Annotated in this window: 14 protein-coding genes and 1 other RNA gene; 5 read left to right on the top strand and 10 right to left on the bottom strand. The window is 63.4% G+C overall.

Annotation, left to right across the window (positions count from 1 at the left end):
- The 5 genes from HAQ05_RS14725 to HAQ05_RS14705 all read right to left on the bottom strand — a co-directional run bounded on the left by HAQ05_RS14725 (position 1) and on the right by HAQ05_RS14705 (position 5,760).
- Complete coding sequence (locus HAQ05_RS14725) at positions 1-1,002, bottom strand: extracellular solute-binding protein (protein WP_190421844.1); 1,002 nt, start codon at positions 1,000-1,002, stop codon at positions 1-3.
- 231 nt (positions 1,003-1,233) lie between these two features.
- Positions 1,234-2,454 (bottom strand): 2-octaprenyl-3-methyl-6-methoxy-1,4-benzoquinol hydroxylase, encoded by a 1,221-nt coding sequence (locus tag HAQ05_RS14720; RefSeq protein ID WP_190421842.1) that lies wholly within the window; start codon positions 2,452-2,454, stop codon positions 1,234-1,236.
- Positions 2,455-2,477: 23 nt separating this feature from the next.
- Positions 2,478-3,674 (bottom strand): 2-octaprenyl-6-methoxyphenyl hydroxylase, encoded by a 1,197-nt coding sequence (gene ubiH, locus HAQ05_RS14715; RefSeq protein ID WP_190421840.1) that lies wholly within the window; start codon positions 3,672-3,674, stop codon positions 2,478-2,480.
- Positions 3,671-4,999 carry a Xaa-Pro aminopeptidase gene (gene pepP, locus HAQ05_RS14710; RefSeq protein WP_190421838.1) on the bottom strand — a complete coding sequence of 443 codons (1,329 nt, stop codon included), beginning with the start codon at positions 4,997-4,999 and terminating at the stop codon, positions 3,671-3,673. Before pepP ends, ubiH begins: the two co-directional genes overlap by 4 nt.
- 200 nt (positions 5,000-5,199) lie before the next feature.
- Entirely contained in the window at positions 5,200-5,760 is a 561-nt protein-coding gene (locus tag HAQ05_RS14705; RefSeq protein WP_190421836.1) for a YecA/YgfB family protein, read from the bottom strand.
- Positions 5,761-5,921: 161 nt separating this feature from the next.
- Between HAQ05_RS14705 and HAQ05_RS14700 the strand changes: the two genes are divergently transcribed.
- The 5 genes from HAQ05_RS14700 (at position 5,922) to HAQ05_RS14680 (ending at position 8,070) form a co-directional block, all read left to right on the top strand.
- On the top strand, positions 5,922-6,131 hold the full coding sequence (locus tag HAQ05_RS14700; protein WP_190421835.1) for a TIGR02449 family protein: 210 nt from the start codon (positions 5,922-5,924) through the stop codon (positions 6,129-6,131).
- Complete coding sequence (locus HAQ05_RS14695; protein ID WP_190421833.1) at positions 6,128-6,445, top strand: cell division protein ZapA; 318 nt, start codon at positions 6,128-6,130, stop codon at positions 6,443-6,445. The genes HAQ05_RS14700 and HAQ05_RS14695 overlap by 4 nt, the downstream gene beginning before the upstream one ends.
- 31 nt (positions 6,446-6,476) lie before the next feature.
- A non-coding RNA gene (gene ssrS / locus HAQ05_RS14690) (6S RNA) lies at positions 6,477-6,655 on the top strand.
- Between the two features lie 37 nt (positions 6,656-6,692).
- Entirely contained in the window at positions 6,693-7,331 is a 639-nt protein-coding gene (locus HAQ05_RS14685) for a 5-formyltetrahydrofolate cyclo-ligase (protein ID WP_190421831.1), read from the top strand.
- A 286-nt stretch (positions 7,332-7,617) separates the two neighbouring features.
- Positions 7,618-8,070, top strand: coding sequence for an EVE domain-containing protein (locus HAQ05_RS14680; RefSeq protein ID WP_190421829.1), 453 nt, complete (start codon positions 7,618-7,620; stop codon positions 8,068-8,070).
- 126 nt (positions 8,071-8,196) lie between these two features.
- Here the strand turns inward: HAQ05_RS14680 and HAQ05_RS14675 are convergent, their stop codons facing one another.
- From HAQ05_RS14675 to HAQ05_RS14655, 5 genes are all read right to left on the bottom strand, one after another.
- Entirely contained in the window at positions 8,197-8,607 is a 411-nt protein-coding gene (locus tag HAQ05_RS14675; RefSeq protein WP_190421821.1) for a flagellar basal body-associated FliL family protein, read from the bottom strand.
- A 58-nt stretch (positions 8,608-8,665) separates the two neighbouring features.
- The gene (locus HAQ05_RS14670; RefSeq protein WP_190421819.1) at positions 8,666-9,352 is read right to left on the bottom strand and encodes a gamma-glutamylcyclotransferase; all 687 of its coding nucleotides are present in this window, start codon (positions 9,350-9,352) and stop codon (positions 8,666-8,668) included.
- 167 nt (positions 9,353-9,519) lie between these two features.
- Positions 9,520-10,488, bottom strand: a complete 969-nt coding sequence (locus HAQ05_RS14665; RefSeq protein ID WP_190421817.1) for a CDP-6-deoxy-delta-3,4-glucoseen reductase — start codon at positions 10,486-10,488, stop codon at positions 9,520-9,522.
- The gene (gene ubiD, locus HAQ05_RS14660; RefSeq protein ID WP_190421815.1) at positions 10,488-11,954 is read right to left on the bottom strand and encodes a 4-hydroxy-3-polyprenylbenzoate decarboxylase; all 1,467 of its coding nucleotides are present in this window, start codon (positions 11,952-11,954) and stop codon (positions 10,488-10,490) included. The genes HAQ05_RS14665 and ubiD overlap by 1 nt, the downstream gene beginning before the upstream one ends.
- Before the next feature lie 215 nt (positions 11,955-12,169).
- Complete coding sequence (locus HAQ05_RS14655; RefSeq protein ID WP_190421813.1) at positions 12,170-14,152, bottom strand: acyltransferase family protein; 1,983 nt, start codon at positions 14,150-14,152, stop codon at positions 12,170-12,172.
- Between the last annotated feature and the right edge of the window lie 206 nt (positions 14,153-14,358).

Below are 14,358 nucleotides of genomic sequence, written 5' to 3'. Positions count from 1 at the left end.
TCAATTCCAGGCCGCGCGGTCCATCATGCGGATGGCTTCGGCTTGGCGCCGGCCGGCGACTTCTACCGGTAGGGTATCGGCCTTGAAGGCGCCCCAACTGGCCACCTCGGCCGACGGCGCGACGGCCGGGTTAGCGGGAAACTCCTGGTTGATGCTGGCAAAAATAGCCTGGGCCTGCGCGCCGGTCATCCACTCCACCAGGGCCTTGGCCGCTTCCGGGTGGGGTGCATAACGGGTCAGGCCAACCCCGGACAAGTTCACGTGCACACCGCGGTCGCCCTGGTTGGGCCAATACAGTTTCACCGGCAATGACGGGGCAGCGTTGTGCAGGCGGCCGTAGTAATAGCTGTTGACGATACCGACGTCGCACTGGCCCGCGGCAATGGCCTGGAGCACGGCGATGTCGTCGGAGAACACGTCGGTGGAAAGGTTGTTCACCCACCCCTTGATGATGCGCTCGGCATGTTCCGGCCCATGGGTTTCGATCAAGGTCGCGGTAAGCGATTGGTTGTACACCTTCTTGGCCGTGCGCAAGCACAAGCGCCCTTCCCACGCTTCGCCGGCCAGCGCCTCATAGGTCGAAAGCGCTTCGGGCTTCACCCGCTCGCTGGAGTAGGCGATTGTCCTGGCACGCAAGCTCAGGCCCGTCCAAGCGTGGCTGGCGGCACGGTATTGCGGGGGAATGTTGGCGTCGATCAGCGGCGACTGCAGCGGCTGCAGGATGCCCATTTGCTCCGCCTGCCAGAGGTTACCGGCATCGACGGTAAGCAATAGATCGGCCTTGGTATGCTGCCCTTCGGCCTTGATCCGCTGCATCAAGGGCGCTTCTTTGTCGGTAATGAAGTTGACCTTGACCCCGGTACGGGCGGTATACGCATCGAAAACCGGCTTGATCAACTCGTCGATGCGCGAGGAGTACACCACCACCTCTTGTGCCCCCTGGGCGGTGGCCGCACTGCTGAGCAGCGCCAGCGCCGCCAGTAACCGTTTGCCTGCCAACATGGGTATCGCCTCGGCTGATGTTCGAAACGCGAGATGATAAGAAATCGCATTTCCCGGAACAAAGCCAAGCGGTTACGGAATGTTACTGGTGGGGTGCTCCAGATGTTTGCACATGCATGTGTGCCGGTGAACGCGTTATCGATTCCTAGCAGCGCTATGGCGAGCGGCGGCAACGCCGCCCGGCAGCAAAAGGCCTCGTAAAATAAACCAGCTAACTTCCGAGATACCCCGCTAGCGCAGCCATTGCGGCAGGTCTGCGGCTTGCCCCAGCGCTTGGCGCACGAACATGGCCTTGGCATCGGGCAGTTTTTCCACACATTTGAGCCCCGTATTGCGCAACCAGCGCCAGCCCAGCGGCTCGGCCTGGAACAACCGTTCAAAGCCCTCCATCGCCGCCATCAGGGCCAAATTGTGCGGCATCCGCCGGCGTTCGTAACGCCCCAGTACCCGCTCATCGGCCAGGCGCTCACCACGCCGGTGCCCATGCAGCAGCTCTTCGGCCAACACCGCGGCATCGAGCAGGCCGAGGTTCACCCCCTGCCCCGCCAACGGGTGGAGGGTATGCGCGGCGTCACCGATCAGGGCCAGGCCCGGTTGCACATAACGCTTGGCATGGCGCTGGCGCAGCGGCACGCACAGCCTGGGGTCGGCATCGAGCACCTGGCCCAGGCGGTGCTCGAAGGCGCCGCCCAGCGCCTGGCAGAAGCCTGGCGTGTCCAATGCCATCAGTTGCTTGGCCCAGGCCGGCGTAACCGACCAGACGATCGAACACCAATCCTGCTTGCCATCACGCAATAGCGGCAAAAAAGCCAGCGGGCCATCGTCGGTAAAGCGCTGCCAAGCGGTGCGGCAGTGGTCACCGGCGGTACGCACGCTGGTCACGATGGCGTGGTGCAGGTAATCCCATTCCCGCGTGGCGCAGCCGGCCAACTGGCGCACCGCTGAGTGCGCACCGTCGGCGGCAACCACCAGCGGCGTACGCACTTGCTGGCCGTTGCTGAGGCTAAGCAGCCAGTCGTCGCCCGAATGGCGCAACTGTGCCAGCCGCGCATGCCCCACCAGGGGTACCCTTGCAGCGTTCAGGCCATCGAGCAAGGCATCCTGGACTACCCGGTTCTCGACGATATGCCCCAGCACATCGGCCTGTACGCTGGCGGCGCTGAAGTGCAGCCGGCCGGTGCCGCTGCCATCCCATACGCGCATGTCGGTGTAGGGGCTGACCCGCCGCCCCGCCATGCCCGCCCATACGCCCAAACGCTCGAATACCCGTTGGCTGGTGGCGGACAACGCGCTAACCCGGGGTTCGAAGGCCGCTTGTGGCGCGAACGGCTGCGCCTGCGTGGCAGCGCCATCGACCACCAGTGGCTGCAGGCCATGCTGGTGCAATGCCAGGGCCAGGGTGCTACCGACCATGCCGGCGCCGACGATCACGATTTCTGCTTCGGTTTGCATGGGTGCGCCTTGAATGCTGTGGGTCATGGAAGCGACAGGCCCGGCCGGCTGCCCAGGCCCATCGCTTGGCGGGCGAAGGCGTGCCGGGCCGCAGGCAGCAGGTCGAGCGCGACCAGCCCCAAGCCGCGCCCAGCCGCCAGCCATTGGCCCGCACCGCCGAACAGGCGCGTGAGCTGGTCGGAAAAGCCCACCGTCAGCCATTGGTCGCGTTGTTGGCTGCTTTGATAGGCCTGCAAGGTAGAAAATTCACCCGGCGCCGCGGGGCTGGTGCACAGGGCCTGGGCCAGCGCCTGAACATCGCGCAGCGACAAGTTGAAACCTTGCCCAGCCACCGGGTGCAAGCTGTGCGCGGCATTGCCCAGTACCACCAGGTGCGGGCGAACCTGCTCAGTGGCGGCGACCAGGGCCAGCGGGTAGGCGCTGCGCGAGCCCACCTGGCGCAAGGCCCCCAGCCGGTAACCAAAGGCCGCTTGCAGGTGGGCCATGAAGTCACGATCGGGCAACGCCAGCAAACGGCTGGCATCGGCTGGTTTGCGGGTCCATACCAACGCACAGCGCTGCTCGGGCAGCGGCAACAACGCCAAAGGGCCTTCTTGGGTGAAGCGCTCGAACGCTTGGCCGCCATGGCCATCGCTGAAGCTCACGTTGGCAATCAGCGCGGTTTGGTCATAGGCGCGATGGTTTACCGCAACCCCCAACTGCTCGCGCAGGTTCGAACGCCCGCCGTCGGCCAACACGGCCAAGCCGCACTGGGCCACCGAGTCGTCATCGAGGCGCAGTTGATACCCGCCGGGCACCGCGGTCAGGCCCTCCACCTGCGCCGGGCAACGCCAAGTGACCACCTCGCGGTCCAGCGCCCGCCATAAGCATTGGCCGAGCCAGGCGTTCTCCACGACATAGCCCAACGCCGGCACCCCTTCCTCGCTGGCACTCAAGCGGGTGGCGCCAAAACGCCCTCGGTCGGACACATGAATACGCTCGATCGGCGCGCTGTGCTGGCTGATGGCACCCCACACGCCCAAGCGCTCGTAAATCAGCCGCGTGCCGTGGGCCAATGCCGAGCTGCGCGCATCGTAGCTGGGTTGGTAGCTGTCGCCGGGGGCGAACGGCTCGACCATCAATACCGACCAGCCACGGGCCTTCGCCTCGGCTTGCAGGGCCAGGGCCAGGCTGGCGCCGACCAATCCGCCACCGATGATCGCGATGTCGTAACGCTTCATACCGGCTGCGCCTCGGCCATCAAGGCTTCGATGTCCTCCACGGCCTTAGGTACGCCCCCGGTAAGGATTTCGCAGCCTTTGCGGGTAACTACCACATCGTCTTCGATACGCACGCCGATGCCGCGCCATTTTTTCGCAACACGGGTATTGTTCGGCGCGATGTAAATGCCGGGCTCCACGGTGAGGGCCATGCCCGGCTCCAACACCCGCCATTCCCCACCTACTTTGTAATCCCCCACGTCATGCACATCCAGGCCCAACCAGTGGCCAGCACGGTGCATATAAAATTCACGGTGCGCATCGCCGGCGATCAGCGCGTCAACCTCGCCTTCCAGCAGGCCAAGGCGTACCAAACCGGCGGTGATCACCCGCACCGTGGCTTCGTGGGCCTGGTTCCAGTGCTTGCCCGGGGCGATCTCGGCAAAGGCGGCCTGCTGCGCTTGCAGCACCAGCTCATAGATCGCCCGCTGCTCTGGCGAAAAGCGGCCGCTCACCGGAAACGTACGGGTGATGTCGCTGGCATAGCAGTCGATCTCGCAGCCGGCGTCGATCAGTACCAGGTCGCCCTTGCGCAAGGGCGCGTTGTTGTCCTGGTAATGCATGATGCAGGCGTTACGCCCGGCAGCCACGATCGAACCATAGGCCACCAGGCGGGCACCGCTGCGGCGAAACTCGTGGTCCAGTTCTGCCTCCAGGCTGTATTCGTGAAGCCCCGGGCGCGCGGCGCGCATTGCCCGCACATGGGCACGCGCCGAGATGGCGGCGGCCTCACGCATCACGTTTACTTCAGCGGCAGACTTATACAGGCGCATGTCGTGCAACAGGTGGTCGAGCGCCACGAACTCATTGGGCGGCTGGGCCCCCAGGCGCGCCTTGGAGCGGATAGTGTTCACCCATTCCATCAGGTGCCGGTCGAATTCGGGGTTGCTGCCCATTGCGGTGTATACGCGGTCCCGCCCTTCGATCAGGCCCGGCAGGATGTCGTCAATGTCGCCAATGGGAAATGCGTCGTCGGCGCCGTATTGTTCGATCGCGCCCTCCTGCCCGGCGCGCCGCCCTTCCCATAGCTCGCGCTCAGGGTCGCGGTCGCGGCAGAACAGTACGTACTCGCCATGCTCGCGGCCGGGGATCAAGGCGATGACTGCCTCCGGCTCAGGGAAACCACTGAGGTACTGGAAATCGCTGTCTTGCCGGTAAGCATGCTCCACGTCCCGGTTGCGAATGGCCAAGGCGGCAGCGGGCAAAATGGCAATGCTGTTGGGCACCATTTGCGCCATCAACGCCCTGCGCCGGCGTACGTACTCGGACTTGGGGATCTGGGCCATGGGTGAGCGGTTTCCTCAGGCAGTGAATGTAGGCTGCTGTACGCACTATCTTCCAGCGAAGGTGAGGCCGGGCGCAAACGGCCGAGTGTGAGGGTGGCGCCCACATTCGGGTTTGCTGGCGGCAAATGGGCCATCCGTGATTACATCCGTGCCAGTGTTCAACACAGCATCACCGCGCGCAGAGCCAGTTCGTAAAGAGCCTAGTGCAACGAAGGCTGGGCAGCATCAGCAGGTGTCGGTGGCTTGGCGAACTCGGTAAATAGCAACAGCGGGGCCACGCGCAGGTATTCCATCACTTCCATGTAATCGCTCTCGCCGTCTTCGGATTCCTCCAGCGCGCCTTGGACCTGGGCGATGGCGGCCAGGTCTTGGAGCACTTCGCGGGCATCGTTGCTCAGGGCGCGGTCGCCTGCCACGAGGCCGAAGCCTGCAAGGAACCCCTGGCACCATTGGCCCAGGGCTTGCGCCCGTTCAACCAAGGGCGCTTCGTCGCCGGGCAGCAACAGCACCACGGTCATGTCACCGCCGGTGAGTTCGCCCTTGACCATTTCTTGCAGGCCCAACAGGGCTTGGCGAATGTTGTCGGCGGGCTCGCTGGCCAACACGTCGGCGGCATCGGCCAGCCATGGCGCTGGGTCGAAGCCGGCACCGGCGCAGCAGCGCCCGAGCAGCAAGCCGTGCAGTTCGGCCGGCGATACAGGATGGCCGGCGCTGCCGAGCAGGGTGGCGAAGGCGTGATAGGCAGAGCTTGGGTTTGGCATGGGCAGCTAGGCGCCAGGCGGCGCAATGTCTAGAATGAAGGCCTTGTATCCTACACCGGCAGGTAAGCCAAGACCATGACCGGGGCCAGGTTGAACGCCAGCCCTTGCTGCAGGTCTTTCATTCGTTCGGATGCCTCACAACCAGGACTTCCCAGCCCCCCATGGAACAGAACGACCTGCAAGAACTGATGGCCCGGCTCGAGCGCCTCATCGACCGCGTCGAACAACTCAAGCGGCAGAACAGCCTGCTGTTGGCGCAAGAAAAACACTGGCGCGAAGAACGTGCGCTGTTGATCGAAAAGAACGAAATCGCGCGGCGCAAGGTGGAATCGATGATTTTGCGCCTCAAGGCCCTGGAGCAAGACTCATGAGTTCTAGCAATAGCGTAACGGTGCAGATTCTCGACAAGGAATACTCGATCATGTGCCCGCCGGAGGAGCGCAGCAACCTGCTGAGCGCTGCCCGCTACCTCGATGGCAAGATGCGCGAAATCCGCACCGGCGGCAAGGTGATCGGTGGCGAGCGTATCGCCGTAATGGCCGCCTTGAACATTACCCACGACCTGCTCCACCGCGAGCAAGCCCCTGAAATGGCTACCTCCGGTACCACCCGTGAACAGGTGCGCAGCTTGCTCGAGCGGGTAGACCTTGCCCTCGCACCCGACCCGGAATCGCCAAAGGGCTGATTCGGGCGATGCTTTGCGATATACTCGCTCTCGCTCCCTGGAGTATGCGCCAGTCGGTTATGTCCCTGAGCCGATACGCACAACCACGGAAATTGCACGTTGGGGCTGGTGTGCATGTCCGCCTGACGGAAAGCCTTAAAGCCTCCTGCAATCTCCACCTTGAACTTTCGGGTTCAAGGGCTACACCGACAGCGGTTCGTCGGGGAGCCCCTTCTTTGTTCACGCAGGCCCTACAAGGCCCTGGCCCATGATCGAAACCGCTGGCCTTTCACGCGCGCAACTGCGCCGCCTGTTGCGCCAAGCCCGCCGTGCCCTTGGCCCCGCCCAGCAGCGCGACGCTGCACAGCGCCTGTACCAGCAATTGGCACACAACCCGGTGTTTCGACGTGCCCGGCATGTGGCCCTGTACCTACCCAACGATGGCGAGATCGACCCAGGCCCTCTGCTGCGAGAAGCGCAGCGCCGCGGCAAAGCCACCTATCTGCCCATACTGAATGCCTGGCCACGCACCAAGATGGTGTTCCAACGTGTGCGGCCAGGTGAGCCGTTACGCCCCAATCGTTTTGGCATTCCCGAGCCCAAGGCCGCCCCACGCAAACAGCGACGGGTATGGGCGCTGGACTTGGTATTGATGCCGTTGGTGGGGTTCGACGATGCCGGCGGCAGGCTAGGCATGGGCGGTGGCTTCTATGACAGAAGCCTGGCCTACCTGAACCGCCGCAAGGCCTGGCGCAAGCCGCTGCTGTTAGGGCTGGCCCACGAGTGCCAGAAGGTCGGCCACCTGCAGCAGGCCAATTGGGACGTGCCGCTGGCTGGCACCGTGAGCGACCGAACCTGGTACCTGGCGGGCGTTAACGCAGCGGCACCGCGTAATTCGCCTCGATAGGCGCCCTGTTACCCTTGGTCCAAAAGTTTTGTGCGTAGCCGGTGGTAACGATGCCCAAACCGAACAGAAATACCAACACCCACAGCAAATCCGGCTTACGACGCATCGTGTGCCCCCCTTAAGGCCACTGAAAATCGACAGGCAGGGGGCATTTGCCCCCACGAAAAACGCGCGAATTCTCCGCCAACTGGCGACCTGGCGCAAACGCTGTTTTCAACCGACTGTCGGTTAGTTTCTAAACGGCCTGATACCCCTCGCCCCCCTACCCCATAGGACGATGTTGCACATGGCCTACTGGCTTATGAAATCCGAACCCGAAGAACTGTCGATCAGCCAACTGGCCACCCTTGGCACTGCCCGCTGGGACGGTGTACGTAACTACCAGGCCCGCAATTTCATCCGTGCCATGCGCCCGGCAGACGCGTTCTTTTTCTACCATTCCAGCTGCCCGCAACCCGGGGTCGCCGGCATCGGCCGTATCGTTGGCGAACCCTATGCCGACCCGAGCGCATTGGATTTGCAAAGCCCATACCATGACCCTAAGGCCACACCACAGAACAACCCCTGGAGCGCGATAGATGTGGCGCATGGCCAAACCTTTGCCGAAGTGATTCCCCTGGCGCGGCTCAAGGCTCAGCCTGCGCTTGAGGCGTTTGCCCTGGTGCGCAAAGGCAGCCGCCTTTCCGTGATGCCGGTAACGCCACAAGAGTGGGCGGTGATTTGCGGGTTGGCGGGCTAAATCGGGCCACCCCCGTGTGGCCCCGGAGGTTAGCTGCACCGTTTTTGGCGGTGCCAGTAATGCACACGTGCCAATGTGGAGGCGAACCTCTGAGCCAGCCGGTAGAGGCTAGGCAGCCAGCGGCGGCTATTGGACGATCAAGTTGTTGAACAACAAGTCTTCGACGATCGGCTTGCCTTCTTCGTCATTGAGCACCTGCTGGGTTTGCTTCAAGGCGTCTTGGCGCAGTTTCTCCTTACCCTCCTGGGTACTCATCGCCTCTTGCGTTTGCTGGGTGAACAACTGCACCAACTGGTTGCGAATCAGCGGTTCTTGGCGCTTAACCGCAGCTTCGGCCTCGGTGCCGGTCACTTTCAGGGCGATGTCGGCCTTATACACGTGCAACCGCGGGCTGCCATCCAGGGCATAGTTGCCCACGAACGGTGGGTTGAGGCTGTAATACACCGCTTTGTTGGCCGCATCCTTGCTGCCTTCTTCAGCGGCGGCGGCACCCAGGGGCAAGGCCAGGGCTAGAAACAGCAGAATCCAGGCTTTCACGTCGATACTCCTTGAACAATGCGCGCAGCATAGCCGCCAGGGGCGGCGCTGCCAAAACCTACAGGAGCGTATCGGCTGCCGGGCCTGAAGCGTTAGGGCTTTGCACCCTGAAACAGCGCTTGATGCGTGCTTCGAGGTTACGGTCGGGCATGGCGTGGCTGCGCAGCGCCGCAATGGTTTGCTCGACGTATTCGCGGGTGGTGCCAAAGCGCCCGCAAGCGCTGGCCAGTACCTGGATCAGCAAGTCGTCCGGCAGGTTGCCGGCATAGCTGGGCAAGTGCCGCTGCAACACAAAGCCCAGGGCCTGGACCTTGCTGCCGTCCTCAAAGTGGCAGCTAAGCCAGTGTGGGCGATACGAGGGGTAGGGCATTTCGCGCTTCCACAGGGCTAGCAAGCACGCTTGCAGGTCATCTTCGGGCAAACGGTAGGCGAAGCCGCCACAAGAACCACCACGGTCCAGGCCGAACACCAACCCTGGGTTCTGTGGCGTACCGCGGTGCTCGTGCGACCACAAATACAGGCCGCGGTGGTAGCCGAACACCCGCCCCCGGCGGCGTTCGACACTGCGGCATTCGGGGCGCCAGATCAGTGAGCCATACGCGAACAGCCATACTGGGCCGCCGCGATGCTGGGCCATGGTGTGTGCGAGGGATTGCTGCAACTGTGCTTCGGTCAACTGCGGGCCGAGATCGAGCGAAGGTGGGTAAACCACCTGGTTGAACAATGCAGGGTCGATGCACGACATGGCAGTGCCTGGTATCCCCGTATTCAGCCAGCCGGCTGAACACTCTGGTGCCTGTTGCCTTTGACTGGTTCTCACCGTAAGCCAAAGCGGCGCCCGCTGGCAACCCCTGTGCGCTTTATAACCCGCTGATTTTCGGGCGGTTATAAGCACTAAAATGGAACACGAGGTTATCCCCTGGGCGCGTAGGCGAATACATCCGCCCGCATTTGGTGCGCATCCATGCCCGCCTCCACCAGCGCATCAAGGGTGGCGTAGACCATGTTCGGCGAGCCGCTGGCATACACATGTAGGCGGCGCAGGTCTGGCAGGTCTTCGCATACCGCCTCATGCAAAAGGCCGCAGCGCCCCTCCCACGCGCACACGTCACTGACCACCTTGTGCAAGTACAGGTTGGGCAATTGCTCCCATTGCTGCCAAGGGTCTATCGGGTAGAAGTCTTCGGGGCGGCGCACGCCCCAGTACAGGTGGACCGGGTGCCTGAAGCCACGGGCCCGGCAATGCTCGACCAAACTTTGCATTTGCGCCATACCGGTGCCAGCGGCAATGAGTACCAGCGGGCCATCTGGCAATTGCGCGAGGTGGGCGTCGCCATAAGGCATGTGCACGCGCGCAATACCTTGCTGCTGCAACTGGGCCAGCAGCCTGCAAGCGCTCTCTTCGCGGCCCAGGATGTGTAACTCCAGGTCACGCCCGCCATGGGGCGCCGACGCCAGCGAGAACGCCGCCCGGTCGGCGCCGTCGCGCTCGATCAACAGGTATTGGCCGGCATGATAGCGTGGTGGTTTGCCTGCGGGGGCACGCAGCCTCACGCGAAATACATCCCCACCCACCTCGCGGCACTCCACCACCTGGCAGCCATAAGCCTTTGCCGGCAATTCGCCGAGGGCCAACACGCCGTCCCACAACACCACGCAATCCTCCAGCGGCTCGGCGATGCAGGCGAAAAACTCACCATGGTCGCGGACTTCGCCGTTCTGGCGTACCGAGCCTTCCACCAACAAGGCGGCGCATACATGGCAATTGCCATTGCGGCAGCTCTGCGGGCATTCGTAGCCCAGCCGCCGTGCGGCATCGAGGAGCGTTTCGGCGGGCAGCGTTTGAAGAACCGCCCCGGACGGCTGCAGGGTCACGCGCATCAATCTATTCCCAACTGGTTCCAGAGTTCATCCACACGTTTGCTGACCGCATCGTCCTTGACTATTACCCGCCCCCATTCCCGGGTCGTTTCACCGGGCCACTTGTGGGTAGCATCCAGCCCCATCTTGGAACCCAAGCCCGATACCGGCGAGGCGAAGTCAAGGTAGTCGATAGGGGTGTTGTCGATCATTACGGTGTCGCGCTTAGGGTCCATGCGGGTGGTCACGGCCCAAATCACATCGTTCCAATCTCGGGCATTGATATCGTCGTCTGTGACGATGACGAATTTGGTGTACATGAACTGGCGTAAAAAAGACCATACACCCAGCATCACGCGCTTGGCATGCCCCGGGTATTGCTTTTTCATGGTGACCACCGCCATGCGGTACGAGCAACCTTCTGGGGGCAGGTAGAAATCGGTGATTTCCGGGAACTGCTTCTGCAAAATGGGCACGAATACCTCGTTCAATGCCACGCCCAGAATGGCCGGCTCGTCCGGCGGCCGGCCGGTATAGGTGCTGTGGTAGATCGGGTTGCGCCGGTGGGTGATGCGTTCGACCGTGAATACCGGAAAGCGATCGACTTCGTTGTAATAGCCTGTGTGGTCGCCATACGGGCCTTCGTCAGCCATTTCGCCAGGGTGGATCACGCCTTCGAGCACGATCTCTGCACTGGCAGGCACCTGCAATTCGCTGCCACGGCATTTGATCAATTCGCTGCGGTGCCCGCGCAGCAGCCCGGCGAAGGCGTACTCGGAAAGGCTGTCGGGCACCGGCGTGACCGCGCCGAGGATCGTGGCCGGGTCCGCACCCAGCGCGACGGCGACCGGAAAAGGCTGCCCCGGGTGCTTTTCGCACCATTCCCGGTAATCCAGCGCGCCGCCGCGGTGGCTTAACCAGCGCATGATCACTTTGTTGCGGCCCAGTACCTGCTGGCGGTAAATGCCCAGGTTCTGCCGGTCTTTGTTCGGCCCGCGGGTCACGGTCAGGCCCCAGGTGATCAACGGCGCCACGTCACCGGGCCAGCAATGCTGCACAGGCAGCATGCCCAGGTCGACGTCTTCGCCCTCGGCCACTACCTCCTGGCAAGGCGCATCCTTGACCACTTTGGGCGCCATGGCGATGATCTTTTTGAAGATCGGCAGTTTCGACCAGGCGTCTTTCAGGCCCTTGGGCGGCTCGGGCTCTTTGAGAAAGGCCAACAGCTTACCGATTTCACGCAATTGGCCAACATCCTCGGCCCCCATGCCCAAAGCCACGCGACCAGGGGTGCCAAACAAGTTACCCAGCACCGGCATCGAATAGCCCGTGGGGTTTTCGAACAGCAGTGCCGGCCCCTTGCGCCGCAGCGTGCGGTCACAGATCTCGGTCATTTCGAGCACCGGGGACACCGGCACCTGGATACGTTTAAGTTCTCCGCGCCGCTCCAACTGTTGCACGAAATCCCGCAGGTCCTTGAATTCCATTGGCTACGCCATCGAAAAAGTAATGCGGTATATCCTAACCCGTTGCGCCGCCAGCGGGTGTGGTGTTTCTGAAGCCACGCAAGAGATGGCGGCTGAGCATCGTGCCGCGCAGGGGATTTCATGCCTTATTAGCAAGGCAAGGGCAACGCGGCTAGCGGCCCGCCGCCACACTGGCGCTGAGTGCCGGAACACCACCGGCGCACAGCGCGATACGTTCAAGGTTCGCCTTTGCCGCGTTCCTGCACCTGGCCCACGATAGCGCCGAACAACGGCACGAACAGGGGTGCCAGGAACTCGCCCGACGCATCACTGAGGTGGTTGTCGTCCATATACAGCGAATGGCCATTGGCTTCGGCCCGGCATTGCACGCCATCAGCACAAAGCAGCGAGGCGGGGTCGAGCACCCGCACGCCTGGGTCACGGGCCAATTCCGCGAACAACTGCGCCAGGAAAGCCTGGCGCGCCATGTGTTCGGCCAGCGGCCGCGCCATACCGGTCACCAGCCTGCCGAGCATCACCCGTCGGGCCAGTTGATAAGGCACCATATCGGCCTGCAGCGGCACCTCGGCAACCAACCACACGCGCCGCCCCTGGGCCCGAAAGCCCGCGACTTCGCGGCGCAGCGCCTCGGCGAAGCGCTGTTCGGCGCCGGCACGGTCGTAAACGCCGGCCGCGTCGCGCAGGGTGTAATTCATGTCGCCGTGCTCATCGCCATACAGGTACAGGCTCCAACGTGCCGCGAGTACCACCTCCGTAACACCGTTACGCCCTATGGTTTCAAGCACGTGCCGGGTGAAGTTGCGGCAACCCGCCGTGCCGGCCAGGCCAAGCACCGGGGGGCAGCCCGGCCGGGTCGCCAGCGAAACCGGCACGTCAAAACGCTGGGTGCTGGCGCGCAGCGCGGGCACCAAGGCCGCCGCATGGCTATCGCCCCATACCAAGGTGGTGGGCACGCCTGCGTCCTTCGGCCCCAGGCGGCACACGAATGCGTCGGCGGGCGTGTCGTCGTTGGCCATGCAGTCTTTTTGCCCGGCCTGCCACTCATGTTCGTTAGCATAACGCAGGGCCTCGGCCGGCAAGCGCCACGGCCAGCCCCCACCCTCACGGATGGCCTGCCCGACTGCGCCAACCACCAAAAGCCCGGCAAGGCTCGCCGCCAACATCTGGCGGGGCGGGGCGAGCCACCGCCACTGCCGGAAGGGTTGTTCGACCCAGCGCCAACTGGCGTAAGCCGCCACCAGGCTCGCGGCTGCCACCAGCGCCAGCGCCCCGGGGGTGAAGCTTCCCGGCCAGGTATACCGGGCCAGCACCAACAGCGGCCAATGCCACAGGTACCAAGAGTAGGAGAGCTTGCCCAGGCCAGCGCAGGGCGCCGCCCCCAAGCTGCGTAGCGTCCAACTGCCAGGGTGGGTGCCGGCCCAGATCAACAATACGCTGCCAATGACCACCGGCAAGGCGGCAAGCCCCGGAAAGGGCATGTGTGGGCGATACAGCGCCAAACTCGCCCCCACCATCACCAACCCCACAGCACCGGCCAGCCGCGCCAAAACCCTATGTGGCAACGCCGGCGCGCTGGCCAGCAGCACACCCGCCAGTAACTCCCAGGCCCGCGAAGGCAACAGAAAAAAAGCACTGCGTGGTGCCGCCGCCAGCCACCATTGGCTCAAGGCCAGGCTCAGGCCAGCCAGTAGCGCTATCCACAGCCGCCAATGGCGGCCGCTGCGCAAGGCCAGCGCCAGCACCCACGGGAACAGCAGATAAAACTGCTCTTCGACCGATAATGACCAGGTGTGCAATAAGGGTGTGGCATCAGGCCCGGTGTCGAAATAGCCGACTTTTCGCTCGAACAGCACATTGGCGACGAACATCGCCTGGTAGCGGGCGGCGCGCCCTAGCTGCTCATAGTCGCTGGGGATCATGATCCAGGCCGCCAACAGCAGGGTGGCCACCGTCATTACCAACAGCGCCGGCAATAGCCGCCTGGCCCGGCGGGCCCAGAAATCCACATAACCGAAGCGGCCCTGGGCGCGCTCAGCCAGCATATGGCCGCCAATCAGGTAGCCAGAAATCACGAAGAATACGTCCACGCCGGCGAAGCCACCGCCCATGCCCGGCACGCCAAAATGGAAGCCCACCACGGCGAGCACAGCCAATGCACGCAAACCGTCGATATCCGGCCGATACTCCTTCGCCGTCATAATCATCCTTGTCGTTTCCCTTGGCGCCGCCTGAAACAAAAAATGGCGCCTCTTATGAAGGCGCCATTGCAGTGTGGCGTGTCAGAAGTTGGCGGCCCCCTGTGGGCGGCGCCTTTTACTGCAGGGCAGCGGCAGTGTTGCCCGAGGCAACACCATTCCTGCGCCAAGGCGTGTGCGAACTTCTGGAACACCCACACCAGACCATT

The organism is Pseudomonas typographi (genome assembly GCF_014694385.1).
In the GTDB taxonomy this organism is placed as follows: Bacteria; Pseudomonadota; Gammaproteobacteria; order Pseudomonadales; family Pseudomonadaceae; genus Aquipseudomonas; species Aquipseudomonas typographi.
This window is presented reverse-complemented; position numbering and strand designations above follow the sequence as displayed.